Below are 15,826 nucleotides of genomic sequence, written 5' to 3'. Positions count from 1 at the left end.
GGCTAGGGTGACCGGGTGAAGATCGCGCTCATGGACTCCGGAATCGGCCTGCTCGCGGCGGCCGCCGCGGTGCGCCGGCTGCGGCCGGACGCCGATCTCGTCCTCTCCTCCGACCCCGACGGCATGCCGTGGGGCCGTGGTACACCGGACGACGTCATCGCCCATGCCCTCGCCGTCGCGCGCGCCGCGGCCGCCCATGGCCCCGACGCCCTGATCGTCGCCTGCAACACCGCCTCCGTCCACGCGCTGCCCGCGCTCCGGGCCGAGCTGGAGCCCGACATCCCCGTCATCGGCACCGTCCCGGCGATCAAGCCGGCCGCCGCGGGCGGCGGGCCCGTGGCCATCTGGGCGACCCCGGCCACCACCGGCAGCCCGTACCAGCGCGGTCTGATCCGTGACTTCGCCGCCTCTGTGCCGGTCACCGAGGTGCCCTGCCCCGGCCTCGCCGACGCCGTCCAGTACGCCGACGAAGCCGCGATCGACGCCGCCATCGCGGCCGCCGCCGCCCTCACCCCCGACGACGTCCGCGCCGTCGTCCTCGGCTGCACGCACTACGAACTCGTCGCCGAACGCATCCGTACGGCCGTACGGCCCGGCGGCGTCCCGCCCGTGGTTCTGCACGGCTCCGCCGGGGCGGTCGCCGCTCAGGCCCTGCGCCGTATCGGAGCCGGGCCCGCGCCCGCCGCGGAACCGGCCACCGGCCTGACCGTGCTGCTCAGCGGCCGGGCGTCGGACCTCCCGGCCGCGGCGCTGAGCTATGCGGAAGGCCGTCTGCTCGCCTCGGCGGCCACTCCCGCCCGCTGACGCCGACCAGGCCGCCATGAGCGGAACGTGCGTACGCTGTGACTCATGAGGGACCACTCTCGTAGCACCCCCCATGCCGACGAGCCCCTTCCCGAGGTGTGGACGGGCCGCGCCACCAACCGCATCCAATGGGTCCTCGCGGGGGCCGGGGCCGCGTGCATCGCCCTGGGCGTCCAGCTGGCCGTGGACTCCCAGTGGGCCTCCAGCATCACCCCGCTGCTGATGTCGGTCATCGGCTGTGTCGCGGCAGGTCTGCTGATGCTCTTCGGCACGCTCGCCTTCGTCCATGTGGCGGTCAAGGTGGACCGCCACGCCTTCGAGGTCCGCTGCGGCCACATGGGCGTACCGCGGCGCCGGATCCTGCTCGACCATGTCGTGGGCGCGGAGTTCGACCCGAAGGTCAACCCCCGCCACTGGGGAGGCTGGGGCTACCGCTGGCGGCCCGAACAGGGCACGGCCGTGGTGGTCCGCAGAGGCGAGGGCCTGGTCCTGACCCTGTGGGACGGCCGCAGCTTCACCGTCACCGTCGACGACGCCGAATCCGCGGTACGGGTCATCCGCGAACGCCTCGGCACGCCCCCGTCCCCGAGCGCGGCCGCCAAGGCCTGACGCCCGGAGCGCGCCCCCTCCGGCTGGTCCGTCGGGCGCCCGGCCGGCGCCACAGACATGCGCCGTAGACTCCGCAACGTGAGCGCCACCATCACCCCCGTCGGTCCGTCCGACGCATCCGACGTGCCAGAACCCGCCGACCGGGGCCTCAGGAGGCTGCTCCGGCGCTTCGCGCGCCCCGGGGCCGCCGTGCTCTCCGGAGCGCTGCTCTACCTGAGCTTCCCGCCTCGGCCCCTGTGGTGGCTCGCCCTGCCCGCCTTCGCGCTCCTCGGCTGGACGCTCCGCGACCGCCGTCCACGCGCCGGCTTCGGCCTCGGCTACCTCGCCGGGCTCGGCTTCCTCGCGCCCCTGCTCATCTGGACCGGATCGTTCGTCGGAGCGGTACCGTGGCTGGCCCTGGTGGCCGCCGAGGCGCTGTTCGTCGGCGGCACCGGGCTCGGCATCGCCGTCGTCTCCCGGCTGCCCGCCTGGCCCGTGTGGGCCGCCGCCGTCTGGGTCCTCGGCGAGGCGGCACGCGCGCGTGCCCCCTTCGGCGGCTTCCCCTGGGGCAAGATCGCCTTCGGCCAGGCCGACGGTGTGTTCCTGCCGCTCGCCGCGCTCGGCGGCACGCCCGTCCTCGGCTTCGCCGTCGCCCTGTGCGGTTTCGGCCTCTACGAGACGGTCCGGCTGCTCCGCGCGTACCGGGCGAGCCACGTCCTGCCGCGCGGCCCGCTGGCCACCGCCGCGCTCACCGTCCTCGTCCCCGTCACCGGCGCCTTCGCGGCGCTGCCCCTGGTGGACGCCTCCGCGCAGGACGGCACCGCCACCGTCGCCGCGATCCAGGGCAACGTGCCCCGCCTGGGCCTCGACTTCAACGACCAGCGCCGGGCGGTCCTCGACAACCACGCCCGCCGCACCCAGCAGCTCGCGGACGACGTCGCCGCGGGCAAGGAACCCCGGCCGGACTTCGTGCTGTGGCCGGAGAACTCCAGCGACATCGACCCGTACCGCAACGACGACGCCCGCCTCGTCATCGACCAGGCCGTACGCGCCATCGGCGCCCCGACCGTCATCGGATCGGTCCTCACGCCCGACACCGGGAAGCTGCGCAACACCCTGATCGAATGGGACCCGCGGCGCGGCCCCGTCGCCACGTACGACAAGCGGCATGTGCAGCCGTTCGGTGAGTACATCCCCCTGCGGCCGGTCGTGCGCCTCTTCAACGAGAACGTCGACCGGGTCAGCCGGGACTTCGGGCCGGGCGACAAGGTCGGCGTCTTCGACCTGGCCGGCACCAAGGTCGGCCTCGCCACCTGCTACGAGGCGGCGTTCGACTGGGCGGTCCGGGACACGGTCACCCACGGCGCCCAGCTGATCTCCGTACCCAGCAACAACGCCACCTTCGGACGTAGCGAGATGACCTACCAGCAGCTCGCCATGTCGCGGGTGCGGGCCGTCGAGCACAGCCGCGCCGTCGTCGTGCCCGTCACCAGCGGGGTCAGCGCCATCATCCGGCCGGACGGCACGATCGTGGAGAAGAGCGGGATGTTCACCCCGGCCGCGCTGGTCGCCGAGGTGCCGCTGCGGTCCACCCAGACACCCGCGACCCGGATGGGCACCCTTCCCGAGGCCGTACTCGTCGCGCTGGCCGTCGCCGGCCTCGGCTGGTCCACGACGCGCGGCATCCGGGCCCGACGCTCCGTCCCCGCCGTCCCCGCCTCCTGAGACCGCGCCGAACACCTAGGGTCGACGACATGGGTACCCCTGACTTCATCCGTGCCATCCGCGAAACCGCCGGGCAGCAGCTGCTCTTCCTGCCCGGGGTGACCGCGGTCGTCCTCGACGACGAGGGACGGGTCCTGCTCGGGCGGCGTACCGACAACGGCATGTGGTCGGTCATCGGCGGCATCGTCGACCCGGGGGAGCAGCCGGCCGCGGCCGCCGTACGGGAGGTGTACGAGGAGACGGCCGTACGCTGCGAGGTGGAGCGGGTCGTCCTCGTCCAGACCATGCACCAGCCGGTGACGTACCCCAACGGCGACCAGTGCCAGTTCATGGACGTCACCTTCCGCTGCCGGGCGATCGGGGGCCGGGCGAGGGTCAACGACGAGGAGTCGACCGATGTGGGCTGGTTCCCCGTGGACGCGCTGCCGGAGCTGAGGGAGTTCTCGCTGTTCCGGATCAAGCAGGCGCTCGCCGACGAACCCACATGGTTCGACGCCACCCCCTTGGGCTGAAGTATGGGTGCTGACCACATCGGTGGGGGGCGGTGCGGTTCGTAGGGTGCGAAGCATGACCGCCCCCACCGCATCTGGTCCCGCCGCCGCACCTCCCTCCGTCACCGTCGACCTCGGCGGCCGTACCGCGCTCGTCACCGGCGCGGCCGGCGGCATCGGCCGTGCCTGCGCGCTGCGCCTCGCGGCCGCCGGCGCGAAGGTCAGGGCCGTCGACCGGGCGGCCGACGGGCTGGCCGAACTGGTGGACCGGGCAGCCGGCCTCACGGGCACCGTCGAGGCCCACGTCCTCGACCTCACCGACCTCGACGCCGCCGAGACCGCCGCCGCCGGCACCGACATCCTCGTCAACAACGCCGGGCTCCAACTGGTCCGCCCCATCGAGGAGTTCCCCCCAGACGTCTTCCACACCGTCCTCACCGTGATGCTGGAGGCGCCGTTCCGGCTGATCAGGGGCGCCCTGCCGCACATGTACGGCCAGGGCTGGGGCCGGATCGTCAACCTCTCCTCCGTCCATGGGCTGCGCGCCTCGGCGTACAAGTCCGCCTACGTGGCGGCCAAACACGGGCTGGAGGGTCTCTCCAAGACGGCGGCGCTGGAAGGGGCGGCGCACGGCGTCACCTCCAACTGCGTCAACCCCGGCTATGTGCGCACGCCACTGGTGGAACGGCAGATCGCCGACCAGGCCGCGGCGCACGCCATCCCGCCCGAGGCCGTCCTCACCGACGTGCTGCTCAAGGACTCGGCCCTCAAGCGGCTCATCGAGCCGGAGGAGGTCGCCGAAGCCGTCCTCTACCTCTGCACCCCGCAGGCCTCCTTCATCACCGGCACCTCCCTCGCCCTCGACGGCGGCTGGACCGCGCACTGAGCGGTGGAGCCACGTGCCGGCCGGATCGGTTGTCCACAGGGCTGGTGCGATCACCCGTACGGCAGGTATCCCTGTGTCCATGTCCCAAGAACAGGCCTCCTACCTGGAGCTCCTCGCCCGCGGAGCGGCCGTGGAGGCGTACGACCGGCCCGTGCTGCTCGCCCGCGCGAGCGGCGCGGGCCCCGAGGCGCTGGCCGGGCTGGAGCACGCCAAGCAGCTCGCCCTGCGCGTCCGCGCCGAGCTCGAAGGGCGCCGCCGCCGTGAGGCCGAGCTGTCCGCGCTCTTCGCCACCGCGCACGACCTCGCGGGCCTGCGCGACCTCGACGCGGTCCTGCGCGCCATCGTGCAGCGGGCCAGGTCCCTCCTCGGTACCGAAGTCGCCTACCTCAGCCTGAACGACCCGGTCGCGGGCGACACCTACATGCGGGTCACCGACGGGTCCGTCTCCGCCCGCTTCCAGCAGCTGCGGCTGGGGATGGGGGAGGGGCTCGGCGGGCTCGTCGCCCAGACCGCCCGCCCCTACGTCACCGACAGCTACTTCGACGACAAGCGTTTCCAGCACACCCGGGCCATCGACTCCGGCGTCCGCGACGAGGGTCTCGTCGCCATCCTCGGCGTCCCGCTGACGCTGGGCAGCCAGGTCATCGGCGTGCTCTTCGCGGCCGACCGCCGCGCCCGGGTCTTCGAGCGCGAACAGGTCGCCCTCCTGGGCTCGTTCGCCGCCCACGCCGCGGTCGCCATCGACACCGCGAACCTCCTCGCCGAGACCCGCTCCGCCCTCGCCGAACTGGAGCGGGCCAACGAGATCATCCGCGACCGCAGCGCCGTCATCGAGCGGGCCTCGGAGGTCCACGACCGGCTGAGCGAGCTCGTGCTGCACGGCGGCGGCGTCCACGACGTGGCCGAGTCGCTCTCCGAAGTCCTCGACGGGACCGTCGAGTTCACCGACACCGTGCCGGCGGCACCGCAGAGCGACGGCCGTGCCGTGCGCCACGGCGACGACTGGGTCGCGGCCGTCTCCGCGGGCGGCGAGCTGCTCGGCGCGCTCGTCCTGCGCGGCCACGGCGACCTCGACCCGGTCGACCAGCGCACCCTGGAGCGCGCCGCGCTGGTCACCTCCCTGCTTCTGCTCGCCCGCCGTTCGGCCGGCGAGGCCGAACAGCGCGTACGGGGAGAGCTCCTCGACGACCTCCTGGACGCGCCCGACCGGGACCGGCGGCTGCTGCGTGAGCGGGCCGCCCGGCTGCGTACCGACGTCGACGCCCCGCATGTGGTCCTCGCCGCCCGGATCGACCGGACCACCGTGGGCAGCGGGCCGGCCACCGGCGGCCGCGAGAGCGCGGACCGCCAGCGGCTGTGGTCCGCCGCCTCCCATCTGGCGGCGACCCGGCACGGCCTGGCGTCGGCGCGGGACGGCGGCACCGTCCTGCTGCTGCCCCTGGGCTCCGGCGACAGCGCCGCCGAACTCGCCCGCCAGACCGCCAGACACCTGGGCGGCGCGCTGCGGGAACCGGTCACCGTCGGGGCGTCCGCACCGGTCGAAGCGCCCGCGGCCCGGCCGGGGGCGATAGCCGGCGCGTACGAGGAAGCCCGCCGCTGCCTCGACGCCCTGCGCCTGCTCGGCCGCGCGGGCCAGGGCGCGGCCGCCCAGGACCTCGGATTCCTGGGGTTGTTGCTCGCCGACGGCCGGGACGTCGAAGGGTTCGTCCGGCGCACGATCGGCGATGTCGTCGCCTACGACGAGCGGCGCGGTACGGACTTGGTACGGACGATGGAGGCGTACTTCGCGAGCGGGATGAGCCCGGCCCGTACCAAGGACGCGCTGCACGTCCACGTCAACACGGTGGCCCAGCGGCTGGACCGGGTCGGGCGGCTGCTCGGCGCCGACTGGCAGGAGCCGGCCCGCGCGTTGGAGATCCAACTGGCGCTGCGGCTGCACGCGATGGCGGCGGCCGTGACGAGCTGACACTGACACGTCGAGCTGACACATCGAGCTGACACGTCGAAGGGTCCGGTGGATCGCTGGGATCCACCAGACCCTTCCGACGAGGAGACCTGCGAGCCGGCTCAGGCGGTACGGGCGTCCGCCGCGGCGGCCTCCCGGGCCGCGGTACCGCTCTCGGTCCCCTCGGCCTCCACCTCCGCGAGATCCCGGTGACGCGTCTCCTTCGCGCAGCTGATCGCGACGACGGTCAGGAGCGCGGCGGCGATCACGTACAGCGCGATCGGGGTCGAGGTGCCGTGGTCGGCGAGCAGCGCGGTGGCGATGAGCGGCGCGGGGGCGCCGGCCGCGACCGAGGAGAACTGGGCGCCGATCGAGGCACCGGAGTAGCGCATTCGGGTCGCGAACATCTCGGAGAAGAAGGCCGCCTGCGGCGCGTACATCGCCCCGTGCAGCACCAGGCCGACGGTCACCGCGAGCAGCAGGCTGCCGAAGCTCTTGGTGTCGATCAGCGCGAAGAACGGGAACATCCAGGCGCCGACGCCGATCGCGCCGATCAGATAGACCGGCTTGCGGCCGATCCGGTCGGAGAGCGCGCCCCAGGCCGGGATGACGGCGAAGTGCACGGCGGAGGCGATGAGAACGGCGTTGAGCGCGGTCTGCTTGCTCAGGCCGGTGCTGGTGGTGGCGTAGACGAGGATGAACGCGGTGATCACGTAGTAGCTGATGTTCTCCGCCATGCGTGCGCCCATCGCGATCAGCACATCCCGCCAGTGGTGCCGCATCACGGCCACCAGCGGCATCTTCTCGACCTGCCTGGCGGCGGCCTTGCGCTCCTCGGCGGCGGCGAGGGCGGCCTTGAAGACGGGCGACTCGTCGACCGACAGCCGGATCCACAGCCCCACGATCACCAGCACACCGGAGAGCAGGAACGGCACGCGCCACCCCCAGGAGATGAACGCGGACTCCGACAGCAGCGCGGTGAGCGCCGAGAGCACCCCGGTCGCCAGCAACTGCCCGGCGGGCGCCCCGGTCTGCGGCCAGGAGGCCCAGAACCCGCGCCGCTGCGCATCCCCGTGCTCGGAGACCAGCAGCACGGCCCCACCCCACTCACCCCCGAGCGCGAATCCCTGCACCAGCCGCAGCACGGTGAGCAGCACGGGCGCGACGCTCCCGATGGCGGCGTGCGTCGGCAGAAGCCCAATGGCGAAGGTGGCCCCACCCATCATCAGCAGACTGAGCACGAGCAGCTTCTTCCGCCCGAGCCGGTCCCCGTAGTGCCCGAACACCAGGGCGCCGAGGGGGCGCGCGGCGAACCCGACGGCGTAGGTCAGGAACGACAGCAGGGTGCCGACGAGCGGATCTGACCCCGGAAAGAACAGCTTGTTGAAGACGAGCGCGGCGGCCGACCCGTACAAGAAAAAGTCGTACCACTCGATGGTGGTGCCGATGAGGCTCGCGGCGACGATGCGCTTGAGGCTGGAGGGGGCTGGCGGAGCGGTCGCGGGGGAGGACATCGGCACCACTTCCTGGCGTGTGACGGGGACGTGTTCGTGTCGCCATACCGTAGGAACGCGCAGGTCAGGGGCGTATGTGGTGGGACACCATAGTTCTTGGGCCGGGGGTGCGTGGGGCCACCATGGGGGCGGTGCCGGTGTCTCCGCGACGGCCTCGACGAGGCCGCGAAGGAGGCTGCCTGAGTTGCGCTATTCGGGCATGATGTGGAGGTGCCGTGCTGACTCCCGTGCTGGTTTGGTGCTGACTAAGAGCCCACGTCATCACCCGTTCCCACCCCTCCCGTGCTGACTACGCTGCGTAGAACTCCGGCATGTGTTGCAGATCGGGCGCTGGGGCTGCGTGGTGGGCAGGCGGACTGACGAGCCGTAGGGGCCGGCCACGAGCCGCGAAAGGCCGGACGGACCGGGGTCTTGTGCAGGATGCGCGTCGGAAGCTTCGTGACTCATGGCGCATCGTTCTTGGCCAGTTCCATTGTCAACTGCAGGGAACTGGGTCGTTATCTTTGTCTGCATGCCGACGCGCCGCAGAGACTTGGTCAGCCATGCTACGTGCATCGCGTTTCGCAGGCTGGCCACGAACCTGACTGTGCGAGCGATCAGCGAAGCGTGGCAGAGCCATAATGCTCGACGACTTGGCGGCGAACTCCAGCAAGACGGGCTGCAGTTTGACGAGCGTGGGCGCATTACGGAGGTGCCGGGCACCTGGGCTGCGGCGGACCATGGTCACCCGAGGCGCCGGCTCCCGCACCGCCGTCCCGGCCATGGTCTTCACACTCGTCGAGTCCACCCAGCAGTGGTGGCGGGCCGTGAACGCACCCCATCTCGTCGCACTCGTCCGTGCCGGAGCCCGCTTCGAACGCGGCTGGCGCGTTGAACGGCCGCAGACGACCGCGGCATGAATAGGGTGGCGGGCCTGCCTCAAAGTTCGAGATCATCCGATCACGTCGGATGACACGCCAGGACAGGACCTTCCGGCCGGCTTCGGGTTCCGGCCGTATCGCGGGGACGAAGACCACGGACCCATGTCCGCGGTGCGGCGGGGGTGTGCCGAACGGGACCGGGTCGACGCCCGTTCGGTTGTGGAAGGGCTCCCGACAGCGGCCGAGATTGCCGAAGCTTATGCCGAGCTGGAGGAGCCGTCCAAGAACCAGATCCTGGTGGTGTACGACGGGAGCGTCGTCGGCTACGCGGCGATCCGGTGGTGGCAAGAGCGGGACGATACGTGGCTCTACCTGCACCGCGGTTACCTCTTGCCCGAGCACCGCCACCAGGGCATGGGGTCAGCCATGCTGAGCTGGGCCGAAAAGCGCATCCGCCAGCTCGTCGAACAACATGGAACGGCGCGGACGGCAGTGATCGGCGCGAACGCCGTGGCCTCCGAGCAGGATGCCACGGCGCTTCTACTCGCAGCCGGCTATTGGCCGTCGATGGTTCTCACGTACGGGCATTGAAAGGGGGATCCAAGACGGGACGAGGCCCCGTTGACCGGGGTAGGACGGGCAGCAAGCGTCACCTGATCACCGACGCCACCGGTATCCCGCTCGCGGTCACCTTGACCGGCGGCAACCGCATCGACGTCACCCAGGTGATTCCGCTGCTTCAGGCGGTGCCGCCGGTGAGGGGCAAGCGTGGCCGGCCCCGGCACCACCCGGACATCGTGCTGGGCGACCGCGGCTACGACCACGACAAGTACCGCCGCCTCGTCCGGGATCTCGGGGTGAAGCCCCTGATCGCCCGCCGGGGCACCGAGCACGGCTCGGGCCTGGGCACGCAACGCTGGGTCGTGGAGCGAGCATTCGCCCACCTGCACTGGTTCCGCCGCCTGCGGATCCGCTGGGAGATCCGCGACGACATCCACGAAGCCTTCCTCACCCTCGGATGTGCACTGATCTGCTGGCGACGCCTGAACTCCCGATAGAAGTTCAAGACAGGCACGACCAACGTTGATGGCCCAGTGGCCGACCTCAGGCTGGCTTGCGCCACACGGAGACGTGCTTCGCGGAGTCCTGGGTGAACGGAGACCCGTCCCAGTCCGCGACGCGACGTTCCAGCTCGAGCCCGGCGATCCGTGCCATCAGGTCGAGCTCCGCCGGCCAGGCGTACCGGTGCAGGGAGTTTTCGCGGCGGTAATGGCCGTCGTCGCCGTCGCGGGTGAAGTGGTGCGAGACGAGAATCTGCTCGACCAGGTCGAAGGTGTCGAAGCCGAGATGCTGCTGGGAGACGTCGAACGGCACCGCGACCTGGCCGGGCGGCAGGAACCGCAGCGGCGGCACACCCAGCTCGATGACGAATCGGCCGCCAGGCTCCAGATGCCGTGCGGCGTTGCGGAAGCACTCGACCTGCTCGTCCTGCGTAAGCAGGTTCGTAATGGTGTTGTAGACGAGATAGACCAGGGTGAACCCGCCCGGAACGACAGTGGTGGCCATGTCCCCGATGACCACCGGGAGGCTGTCCTCGTCGACCTTGCGCCGCAGCACCGCCGCCATGTGCTCGGACAGTTCGATGCCCACGACCGGCACGCCGCGTTCCCGGAGCGGGACGCCCACGCGTCCGGTTCCGATGGCGAACTCCAGTGCCCGGCCGTCTCCGGCGAGCTCGGCGAGGAAGGCGAGGGTCGGTCCGAGAACGGCGGCCGAGGACGCTTCGGCCTCCTCGGCGTCGTAGCGGTCGGCGGTCGCACGGGTCCACAGCTCACTGCTCGTCACGGACGGCCACTTTGCCGGGTGTCGAGGGCATTGTCGACGCATTTACGTTCACTGCGGCGCAGCGTGCACCGCCCACAGCTCGTCGTCGCCTTCTCAGGGCTTCGACCGAACCACCCCGCACCCCGGATCATCAGTCCCGGAGTGATCCAACCACCTTGGAGATCATTTCATTAGGAGTTCTTAGGGACTCATAGGTTGCCAGAGCGAGGAGAGGTCGACGCAGCCATCATGTGGCTGATCGGCATCGCGCAAGAGGCTGCGGCCGCTGGAGAACTCGACCTGCTGTGAAGAGTCCTGCAACGGCGCTTCCGAGTGGGATGCCGATTGGGATCAGTGGGGCCCCAGAAGCACATCCCCACGTGGCTGAGCACCTTGACCACTGACAACGCCAGCTCAGTCGCATCGATACTCCGCCAGTATCCCAAGTGCGCAGCCCACTTCAAGCACCTTGCCAATGACGTGCATGTCGACAACAGAACCCGATCTGAGCTTCAGTGGGACGCCTAGGCGAGCCCTCGGGCGCGATCCTCTGTCCCCAGAACGAGATCCTCTTGAAGTTGTCTAATGATGGCGCTGACCTGCATCGATGTGGCGGTACCCACCTCCTGACCTGTGCGGATAAGTCTTTCAGCGTCATCCAGGATCGTGCTGCGTTACGCGGTCGATTCTCCCCACGCGCTCCCCAGGACCGTCGATACTCCCCAGATTCTCCCCGGGAAGTGCCGTTGCGGCGGGCCGTGGTGGCAGGGGACGTCATTCCGTCGGAGGCGCTGCCAAGGGCATGCTGAGTTACTGCCTGTGAGGGGGCAGGGCAGAAGTGTGGCGCCGAGCGGATGAGCGCAAGGCGTGAGTCTGACGGTCCTGAGCAGGGCTCACCTTCGAACCCTGCCGTTGGAAGCCGACGTCATTCCGATGACCCACCACGTGGAGTGCGTCGCGATCCTTGAGCCCGCCGAAAAGGGCCGCTGACCTGCGTCTTTACCGAGTGTGCATTATGTGCGTTACGGGCGATGTCTTGACGCATATAGGTTCTGCCCTGTCTGCGGCGGCTTCGTTGGGCGGGTAGAGGTCGTCCGCAGGTGGTGCAGGTACCGGCCCAGCACCTCAGCAGGTCCTGAAGAACGTCGAGGACCTGGTTGAGGGTCAGGCCGGTGTGCGGACTTTTGGGTCGAGCCGCTTGAGGGTGAGGAATGCCTGGGCGGCGGTGACGAGGGTGACGTGGTGGTGCCAGCCGTGCCAGGTGCGGCCCTCGAAGTGGTCCAGTCCCAGGCCGTGTTTGAGTTCGCGGTAGTCGTGCTCGATCCGCCAGCGCATCTTCGCCCAGCGCACCAGGTCGGTGGCCGGTGTGGTGGCGGGCAGGTTCGATATCCAGTAGTCCCTCGGAGCGTCCTGCCCCTCCGGCCACTCCACCAGGAGCGTCCGGGCGGGCAGGACGCCGTCCCACCAGTTGCGGCCGCCGCCCGCCTCCTGAGCTGCGACCAGGGACTGCTTGCCCGCGGGCCGCACTGTCAGCACCGCGAACCGTGAGGTCATCGCGCCTTTGCTGCCCTGCCTCCAGGTCACCTCGGTGAACCGCTCCGTACTCGCCTCCATTGCGAGGACGGAGACGGCTCGCGGTGGGGTGCGGTAGCGGGGAAGGGTGGGCGGTCCGAGTCCGCCATAAGCAGGCTGGTACGGCTCGGCATCCTCCCGGTGGGCGACTTCCTTCCCGTTCAGGGCCAGGACATAGGACAGCCCTCGCTCCTCGAGACCGAGCCGGAACGGTGTGCTGACGCCGTAACCGGCGTCGGCGACCACGACCGGCGCCTGTAACTGCCACTCGGCGAGTGTGTCCAGAAGGCCGAGCGCGAGGCGCCACTTCTCCTGGTGCACCACGTCGCCGGGGACTCCTGCCCTGCGGCATCGGTCCGGTTCGTCCGTCCACTCACGCGGCAGATACAACTGCCACTCCAACGGGCACGAGGCGGTGTCGGTGGCGGCGTGGACACTGACCGCGACCTGGCAGTTCGCCCGTTTCCCGACCGCCCCGCAGTACTGCCGGGCCACCCCCACCGACGCCTTGCCGCACTTGGGGAACGACACATCGTCCACCACCCACACTTCGGGAGTGATCACCTCGGACAGCCGCTCGGCAATCCGCCGCCGCACCGGCAGCGGATCCCACGGCGACTGGTTCACGAACTGCTGCAGGGCCTGCATGTTCCCGTCCGGCAGCCGATCGGCCATCGGCTGGGTCGACTTCCGACGGCCGTCCAGCATCAGACCCCGCAGATAACAATCACCCCACCGCCGCTGATCCCGCCGCGGAAGCGAGGCGAACACATCGGCAACGAACCCCGATAACTCACCCCGGAGCCGTTCCACCTCCCCAAGCCTCATACCGGAGAAGATGCCCACCACCAGGCGAGATCACCCGACGTAACGAATCACTACTAGCCAGGTGTTGGGGGGAACCCGTTCTTATGAGCCTCGGCGATGCTGTCCTTTGACGAGGCCAGCCAGAAGTCCACTCCGATTCCGCCCTGGGGGTATCCCATGTGGAAGAAGCGGTTCAGGAAGCACATCTGCCTGTCATGGTTGCTGACTTCCGCGGTGACCTCTTCCAGGTGCTCCGGCCATCCGAGCGCTTCTTCGTGGCGTACGAGGTACAGGTCCCGAAGGCTGAGTTGCGGTACCCGGCTCCGCCATGGATCGTGCCCATCCCGCGCCACTCCCCGGCCATTGCTGTCGCGAGGTAGCACACCACAGGGTCCCGCTTGCGCTTCATGTTGTTGCAGGGGGAGCAGGCGGGCACGAAGATCAGGAATGGTGACGAGATCCCGACCCGATCTTCTTGATCGGGTCGGGATCTTCATCGTTTCCGGAGTCGTTCGGTGCCTGTGCGGGGAAGTCCGGCCGTAGCAGGCGTACGGGTCAGGAGCCCGCCGCCACGGCCGTCAGCCAGGCGTTCCAGTCGCTCTCGTAGTCCAGCGAGGTGAGGAAGGAACGCGCGGCCGTCCAGTTTCCGGTGCGGTAGTGGCCGAGCACGGTGGCGACGTCGGCCGGGTGTCTTTCGACCATGTAGCGGGCGGCGAGGTAGCCCCAGTTGTAGGTGCGGTTGACGTCGCTGTTGGCGTAGGTGGTGTCGAACAGCGTGCGCAGGGAGTACGTGTGCTTGCCGGCCTCGGCCAGCGCCTTGGAGTAGGTGACGCCGCGGTAGGAGTAGGAGATGTACTCCGCTATGCCCTCGCCCCACCACACGGTGGGGGTGGTCTGGCTGGCGTTGAAGTCGCCGTACAGGTCGAAGCGGCCGTCGAGGTAGTGGGTGTACTCGTGGTTGAGGTTCCAGATCTGCCAGCCGGGGCTGACGTCGGTGCGCTCGTAGCAGATGAACCGCGGCTGGTTGCCCGTACGGGAGGGGTCTCCCTCCAGATACATGCCGCCGTTGTTGGTGTCGATGCCGTAGATCCTCCCCGCGTAGGCCTTGTAGTCGGCGCTCGAGTTGAAGACATCGACCTCCAGGGTGGTGTTGTAGTCGTTTGCGACCGGCCCGGAGTCCTTGACCACGTTGTGGAAGTAGGCGTCCTGGTTGGCCAGGCTCGCGCAGGTCGCCGTCAGCTGGTCGGCGGTCATCTCCTGGGCGCGGATCCGCAGCGACGGGCTGCAGTTGTGGACGATCGGCAGGATGCGCGACTCCAGCTTGCCGCCGCCGCCGGCGGTCGCGCCGAGAGTGCGTTTGGCGTTGCCGTGGGCCGGGCGCTGGCCCGGGTCCGCGAAGACGTGGTCCGGCTTCGGGTCGGCTTGGGGGGCCTGGGATGCCTGGGCGGGAGAGGCCGCGACGGCGGCTATGAGCAGGGCGGTGGCGACGGCCATGGCGCGCAAGATTCACTCCTGGGGATGGGAGTAGGGGTCCCGTCCGCGACGGGCTGCGCTGTAAAATGGCACATGTCACATGGTTGAACAAGGTTTTTGACAGGGACACATCGATTCGTTGTCGCTCCGGGGCAGCTAATGCGCGTGGCGGCCGGGGACGTTCCGCCCTGGGGCAGGGGAACGGCAGTGGCCAGCAGTCGAAGCCCCAGGCAGCCTCGTACGAATGGCCCGCGAGACCTCGCCGTCATCGGCACTTGAGGACGGAAGGGGGCCGAGAGTGGGGGACGATCACTTCGGATCTGGGAAACGATCACCGGATCCAGCCGTTCTGACTGGTCAGGCCTACTCGTGACACCCCGACAGACGCCGACGGAGGGCTGGAACCAACGGCACGACCACGCGCGGCGCGTCGGAGACGAGGCCGGCGATGGCGAGGTAGGTGTCTGGGAGGGTTCCGCGCCGGTGGGGCCAGCGGGTCAGGCCCTTCCATCGATTGTGGTCGGCGAGGGCGCGCTCGACGGGAATGCGCTGGGACGAGTGCGTGTGCCGAGTCCTGTCCCGTGCCTCGTGGATTTCCGTCGGGCAGATTTTGTTCGCCTTCCGCGGTGGAGTGATCGCCTGGCCGGGGTGATCCCGCCGAAGGTCCAAATACCCGTCATCGAGCAAGACTTGGACGTCGGAAAACTGGCGGAAGAGGCCGTCGATGCCTTCGCCGCGGATGGCGGCGGTGTCGTGCATGCGTCCCGGCGGAGGTTGCCGGCCCACAGGGTGCGGCCGTATCCGTCCGCAACGACGGTGGCCTTCATGGTGTTCTGCTTCTTCTTGCCGGACACGAACGCCCGCCGCCCGCCCCTGTGGCCGACCTGGATCTCGGTGGCGTCCAGCCGCAAGGCCACACCTTCGGCCTGCGCGTAGGCAAAGACGTCTGCGAGGGTCCGCAGCCGTACGCCCGGACGGTCCGGCACCGCAAAACCGCGGCGCGCGAGCAGAGCGCGTATCTCCGCCACCGCCCGGGTGATCGTGGAGCGGTCGACCCCGAACAGCAGACCCAAGACGGCGTGCGGGAGATCGTGTCGCAGATGGATCAGCGTCGCGACCACCCGGTAGGTGAACACCAGCCGGTGCTTGGCGCCCGCACCCGCGGCCCGGCGACGCCCGCCGCCCCGGTCCGCGTGCCGCCTGCCCTCGACCACCGCCTGCCATGGCGAAGCGAGCTCAACAACCAGGTCGGTCAGGCGCCGGTCGCGAGACGCCGGTCAGCACCCGATGACTGAGGAGAGTACGGTTCACCATGATCGTCACAGCGACAGATCATG

9 protein-coding genes and 5 pseudogenes are annotated in these 15,826 nt (G+C 69.9%); 9 read left to right on the top strand and 5 right to left on the bottom strand.

All coding sequences use genetic code 11. From position 1 onward, the window contains the following. Positions 1 to 15 precede the first annotated feature (15 nt). The 6 genes from ACZ7LT_RS25450 to ACZ7LT_RS25425 all read left to right on the top strand — a co-directional run bounded on the left by ACZ7LT_RS25450 (position 16) and on the right by ACZ7LT_RS25425 (position 6,460). Positions 16 to 804 carry a glutamate racemase gene (locus ACZ7LT_RS25450; protein ID WP_471238407.1) on the top strand — a complete coding sequence of 263 codons (789 nt, stop codon included), beginning with the start codon at positions 16 to 18 and terminating at the stop codon, positions 802 to 804. A 45-nt stretch (positions 805 to 849) separates the two neighbouring features. Continuing rightward, positions 850 to 1,413, top strand: coding sequence for a hypothetical protein (locus ACZ7LT_RS25445; protein WP_471238406.1), 564 nt, complete (start codon positions 850 to 852; stop codon positions 1,411 to 1,413). A gap of 78 nt (positions 1,414 to 1,491) precedes the next feature. Then, positions 1,492 to 3,117, top strand: coding sequence for an apolipoprotein N-acyltransferase (gene lnt, locus ACZ7LT_RS25440; protein WP_471238405.1), 1,626 nt, complete (start codon positions 1,492 to 1,494; stop codon positions 3,115 to 3,117). A gap of 29 nt (positions 3,118 to 3,146) precedes the next feature. Continuing rightward, positions 3,147 to 3,629: an NUDIX hydrolase gene (locus ACZ7LT_RS25435; RefSeq protein WP_471238404.1), complete on the top strand. Its 483-nt coding sequence runs from the start codon at positions 3,147 to 3,149 to the stop codon at positions 3,627 to 3,629. Between the two features lie 55 nt (positions 3,630 to 3,684). Continuing rightward, a complete protein-coding gene (locus tag ACZ7LT_RS25430; protein ID WP_471238403.1) occupies positions 3,685 to 4,494 on the top strand; it encodes a 3-hydroxybutyrate dehydrogenase in 810 nt (269 codons plus the stop codon). A gap of 79 nt (positions 4,495 to 4,573) precedes the next feature. Then, positions 4,574 to 6,460, top strand: a complete 1,887-nt coding sequence (locus ACZ7LT_RS25425) for a helix-turn-helix domain-containing protein (RefSeq protein ID WP_471238402.1) — start codon at positions 4,574 to 4,576, stop codon at positions 6,458 to 6,460. A gap of 101 nt (positions 6,461 to 6,561) precedes the next feature. Here ACZ7LT_RS25425 and ACZ7LT_RS25420 read toward each other — a convergent pair whose 3' ends face one another. Next, a complete protein-coding gene (locus tag ACZ7LT_RS25420) occupies positions 6,562 to 7,953 on the bottom strand; it encodes an MFS transporter (RefSeq protein WP_471238401.1) in 1,392 nt (463 codons plus the stop codon). A gap of 713 nt (positions 7,954 to 8,666) precedes the next feature. On the opposite strand from ACZ7LT_RS25420, the pseudogene ACZ7LT_RS25415 reads away from it, so the two are divergent. The 3 pseudogenes from ACZ7LT_RS25415 to ACZ7LT_RS25405 form a co-directional block, all read left to right on the top strand. Beyond that, a pseudogene (locus ACZ7LT_RS25415) lies at positions 8,667 to 8,852 on the top strand (IS256 family transposase); the annotation flags it as partial. Between the two features lie 123 nt (positions 8,853 to 8,975). Next, positions 8,976 to 9,371: pseudogene (locus tag ACZ7LT_RS25410) on the top strand (GNAT family N-acetyltransferase); the annotation flags it as partial. Positions 9,372 to 9,373: 2 nt separating this feature from the next. Beyond that, positions 9,374 to 9,871, top strand: a pseudogene (locus ACZ7LT_RS25405) (IS5 family transposase); the annotation flags it as partial. Between the two features lie 46 nt (positions 9,872 to 9,917). Here the strand turns inward: ACZ7LT_RS25405 and ACZ7LT_RS25400 are convergent. The 4 genes and pseudogenes from ACZ7LT_RS25400 to ACZ7LT_RS25385 all read right to left on the bottom strand — a co-directional run bounded on the left by ACZ7LT_RS25400 (position 9,918) and on the right by ACZ7LT_RS25385 (position 15,803). After that, the gene (locus tag ACZ7LT_RS25400; RefSeq protein WP_471238400.1) at positions 9,918 to 10,658 is read right to left on the bottom strand and encodes a class I SAM-dependent DNA methyltransferase; all 741 of its coding nucleotides are present in this window, start codon (positions 10,656 to 10,658) and stop codon (positions 9,918 to 9,920) included. Between the two features lie 1,143 nt (positions 10,659 to 11,801). Then, on the bottom strand, positions 11,802 to 13,037 hold the full coding sequence (locus ACZ7LT_RS25395) for an IS701 family transposase (RefSeq protein ID WP_471238643.1): 1,236 nt from the start codon (positions 13,035 to 13,037) through the stop codon (positions 11,802 to 11,804). A 537-nt stretch (positions 13,038 to 13,574) separates the two neighbouring features. After that, positions 13,575 to 14,339: pseudogene (locus tag ACZ7LT_RS25390) on the bottom strand (collagenase); the annotation flags it as partial. 513 nt (positions 14,340 to 14,852) lie between these two features. Next, positions 14,853 to 15,803: pseudogene (locus ACZ7LT_RS25385) on the bottom strand (transposase). Positions 15,804 to 15,826 lie beyond the last annotated feature (23 nt).

The organism is Streptomyces sp. NPDC039465, assembly GCF_055639315.1.
This window is presented reverse-complemented; position numbering and strand designations above follow the sequence as displayed.

Excerpts from the sequence above, each read along its gene's own strand:
- ACZ7LT_RS25445 (WP_471238406.1), top strand. The coding sequence starts at position 850 with ATGAGGGACCACTCTCGTAGCACCCCCCATGCCGACGAGCCCCTTCCC.
- ACZ7LT_RS25435 (WP_471238404.1), top strand. The coding sequence starts at position 3,147 with ATGGGTACCCCTGACTTCATCCGTGCCATCCGCGAAACCGCCGGGCAG.
- ACZ7LT_RS25430 (WP_471238403.1), top strand. The coding sequence starts at position 3,685 with ATGACCGCCCCCACCGCATCTGGTCCCGCCGCCGCACCTCCCTCCGTC.
- ACZ7LT_RS25425 (WP_471238402.1), top strand. The coding sequence starts at position 4,574 with ATGTCCCAAGAACAGGCCTCCTACCTGGAGCTCCTCGCCCGCGGAGCG.
- ACZ7LT_RS25420 (WP_471238401.1), bottom strand. The coding sequence starts at position 7,953 with ATGTCCTCCCCCGCGACCGCTCCGCCAGCCCCCTCCAGCCTCAAGCGC.
- ACZ7LT_RS25395 (WP_471238643.1), bottom strand. The coding sequence starts at position 13,037 with ATGAGGCTTGGGGAGGTGGAACGGCTCCGGGGTGAGTTATCGGGGTTC.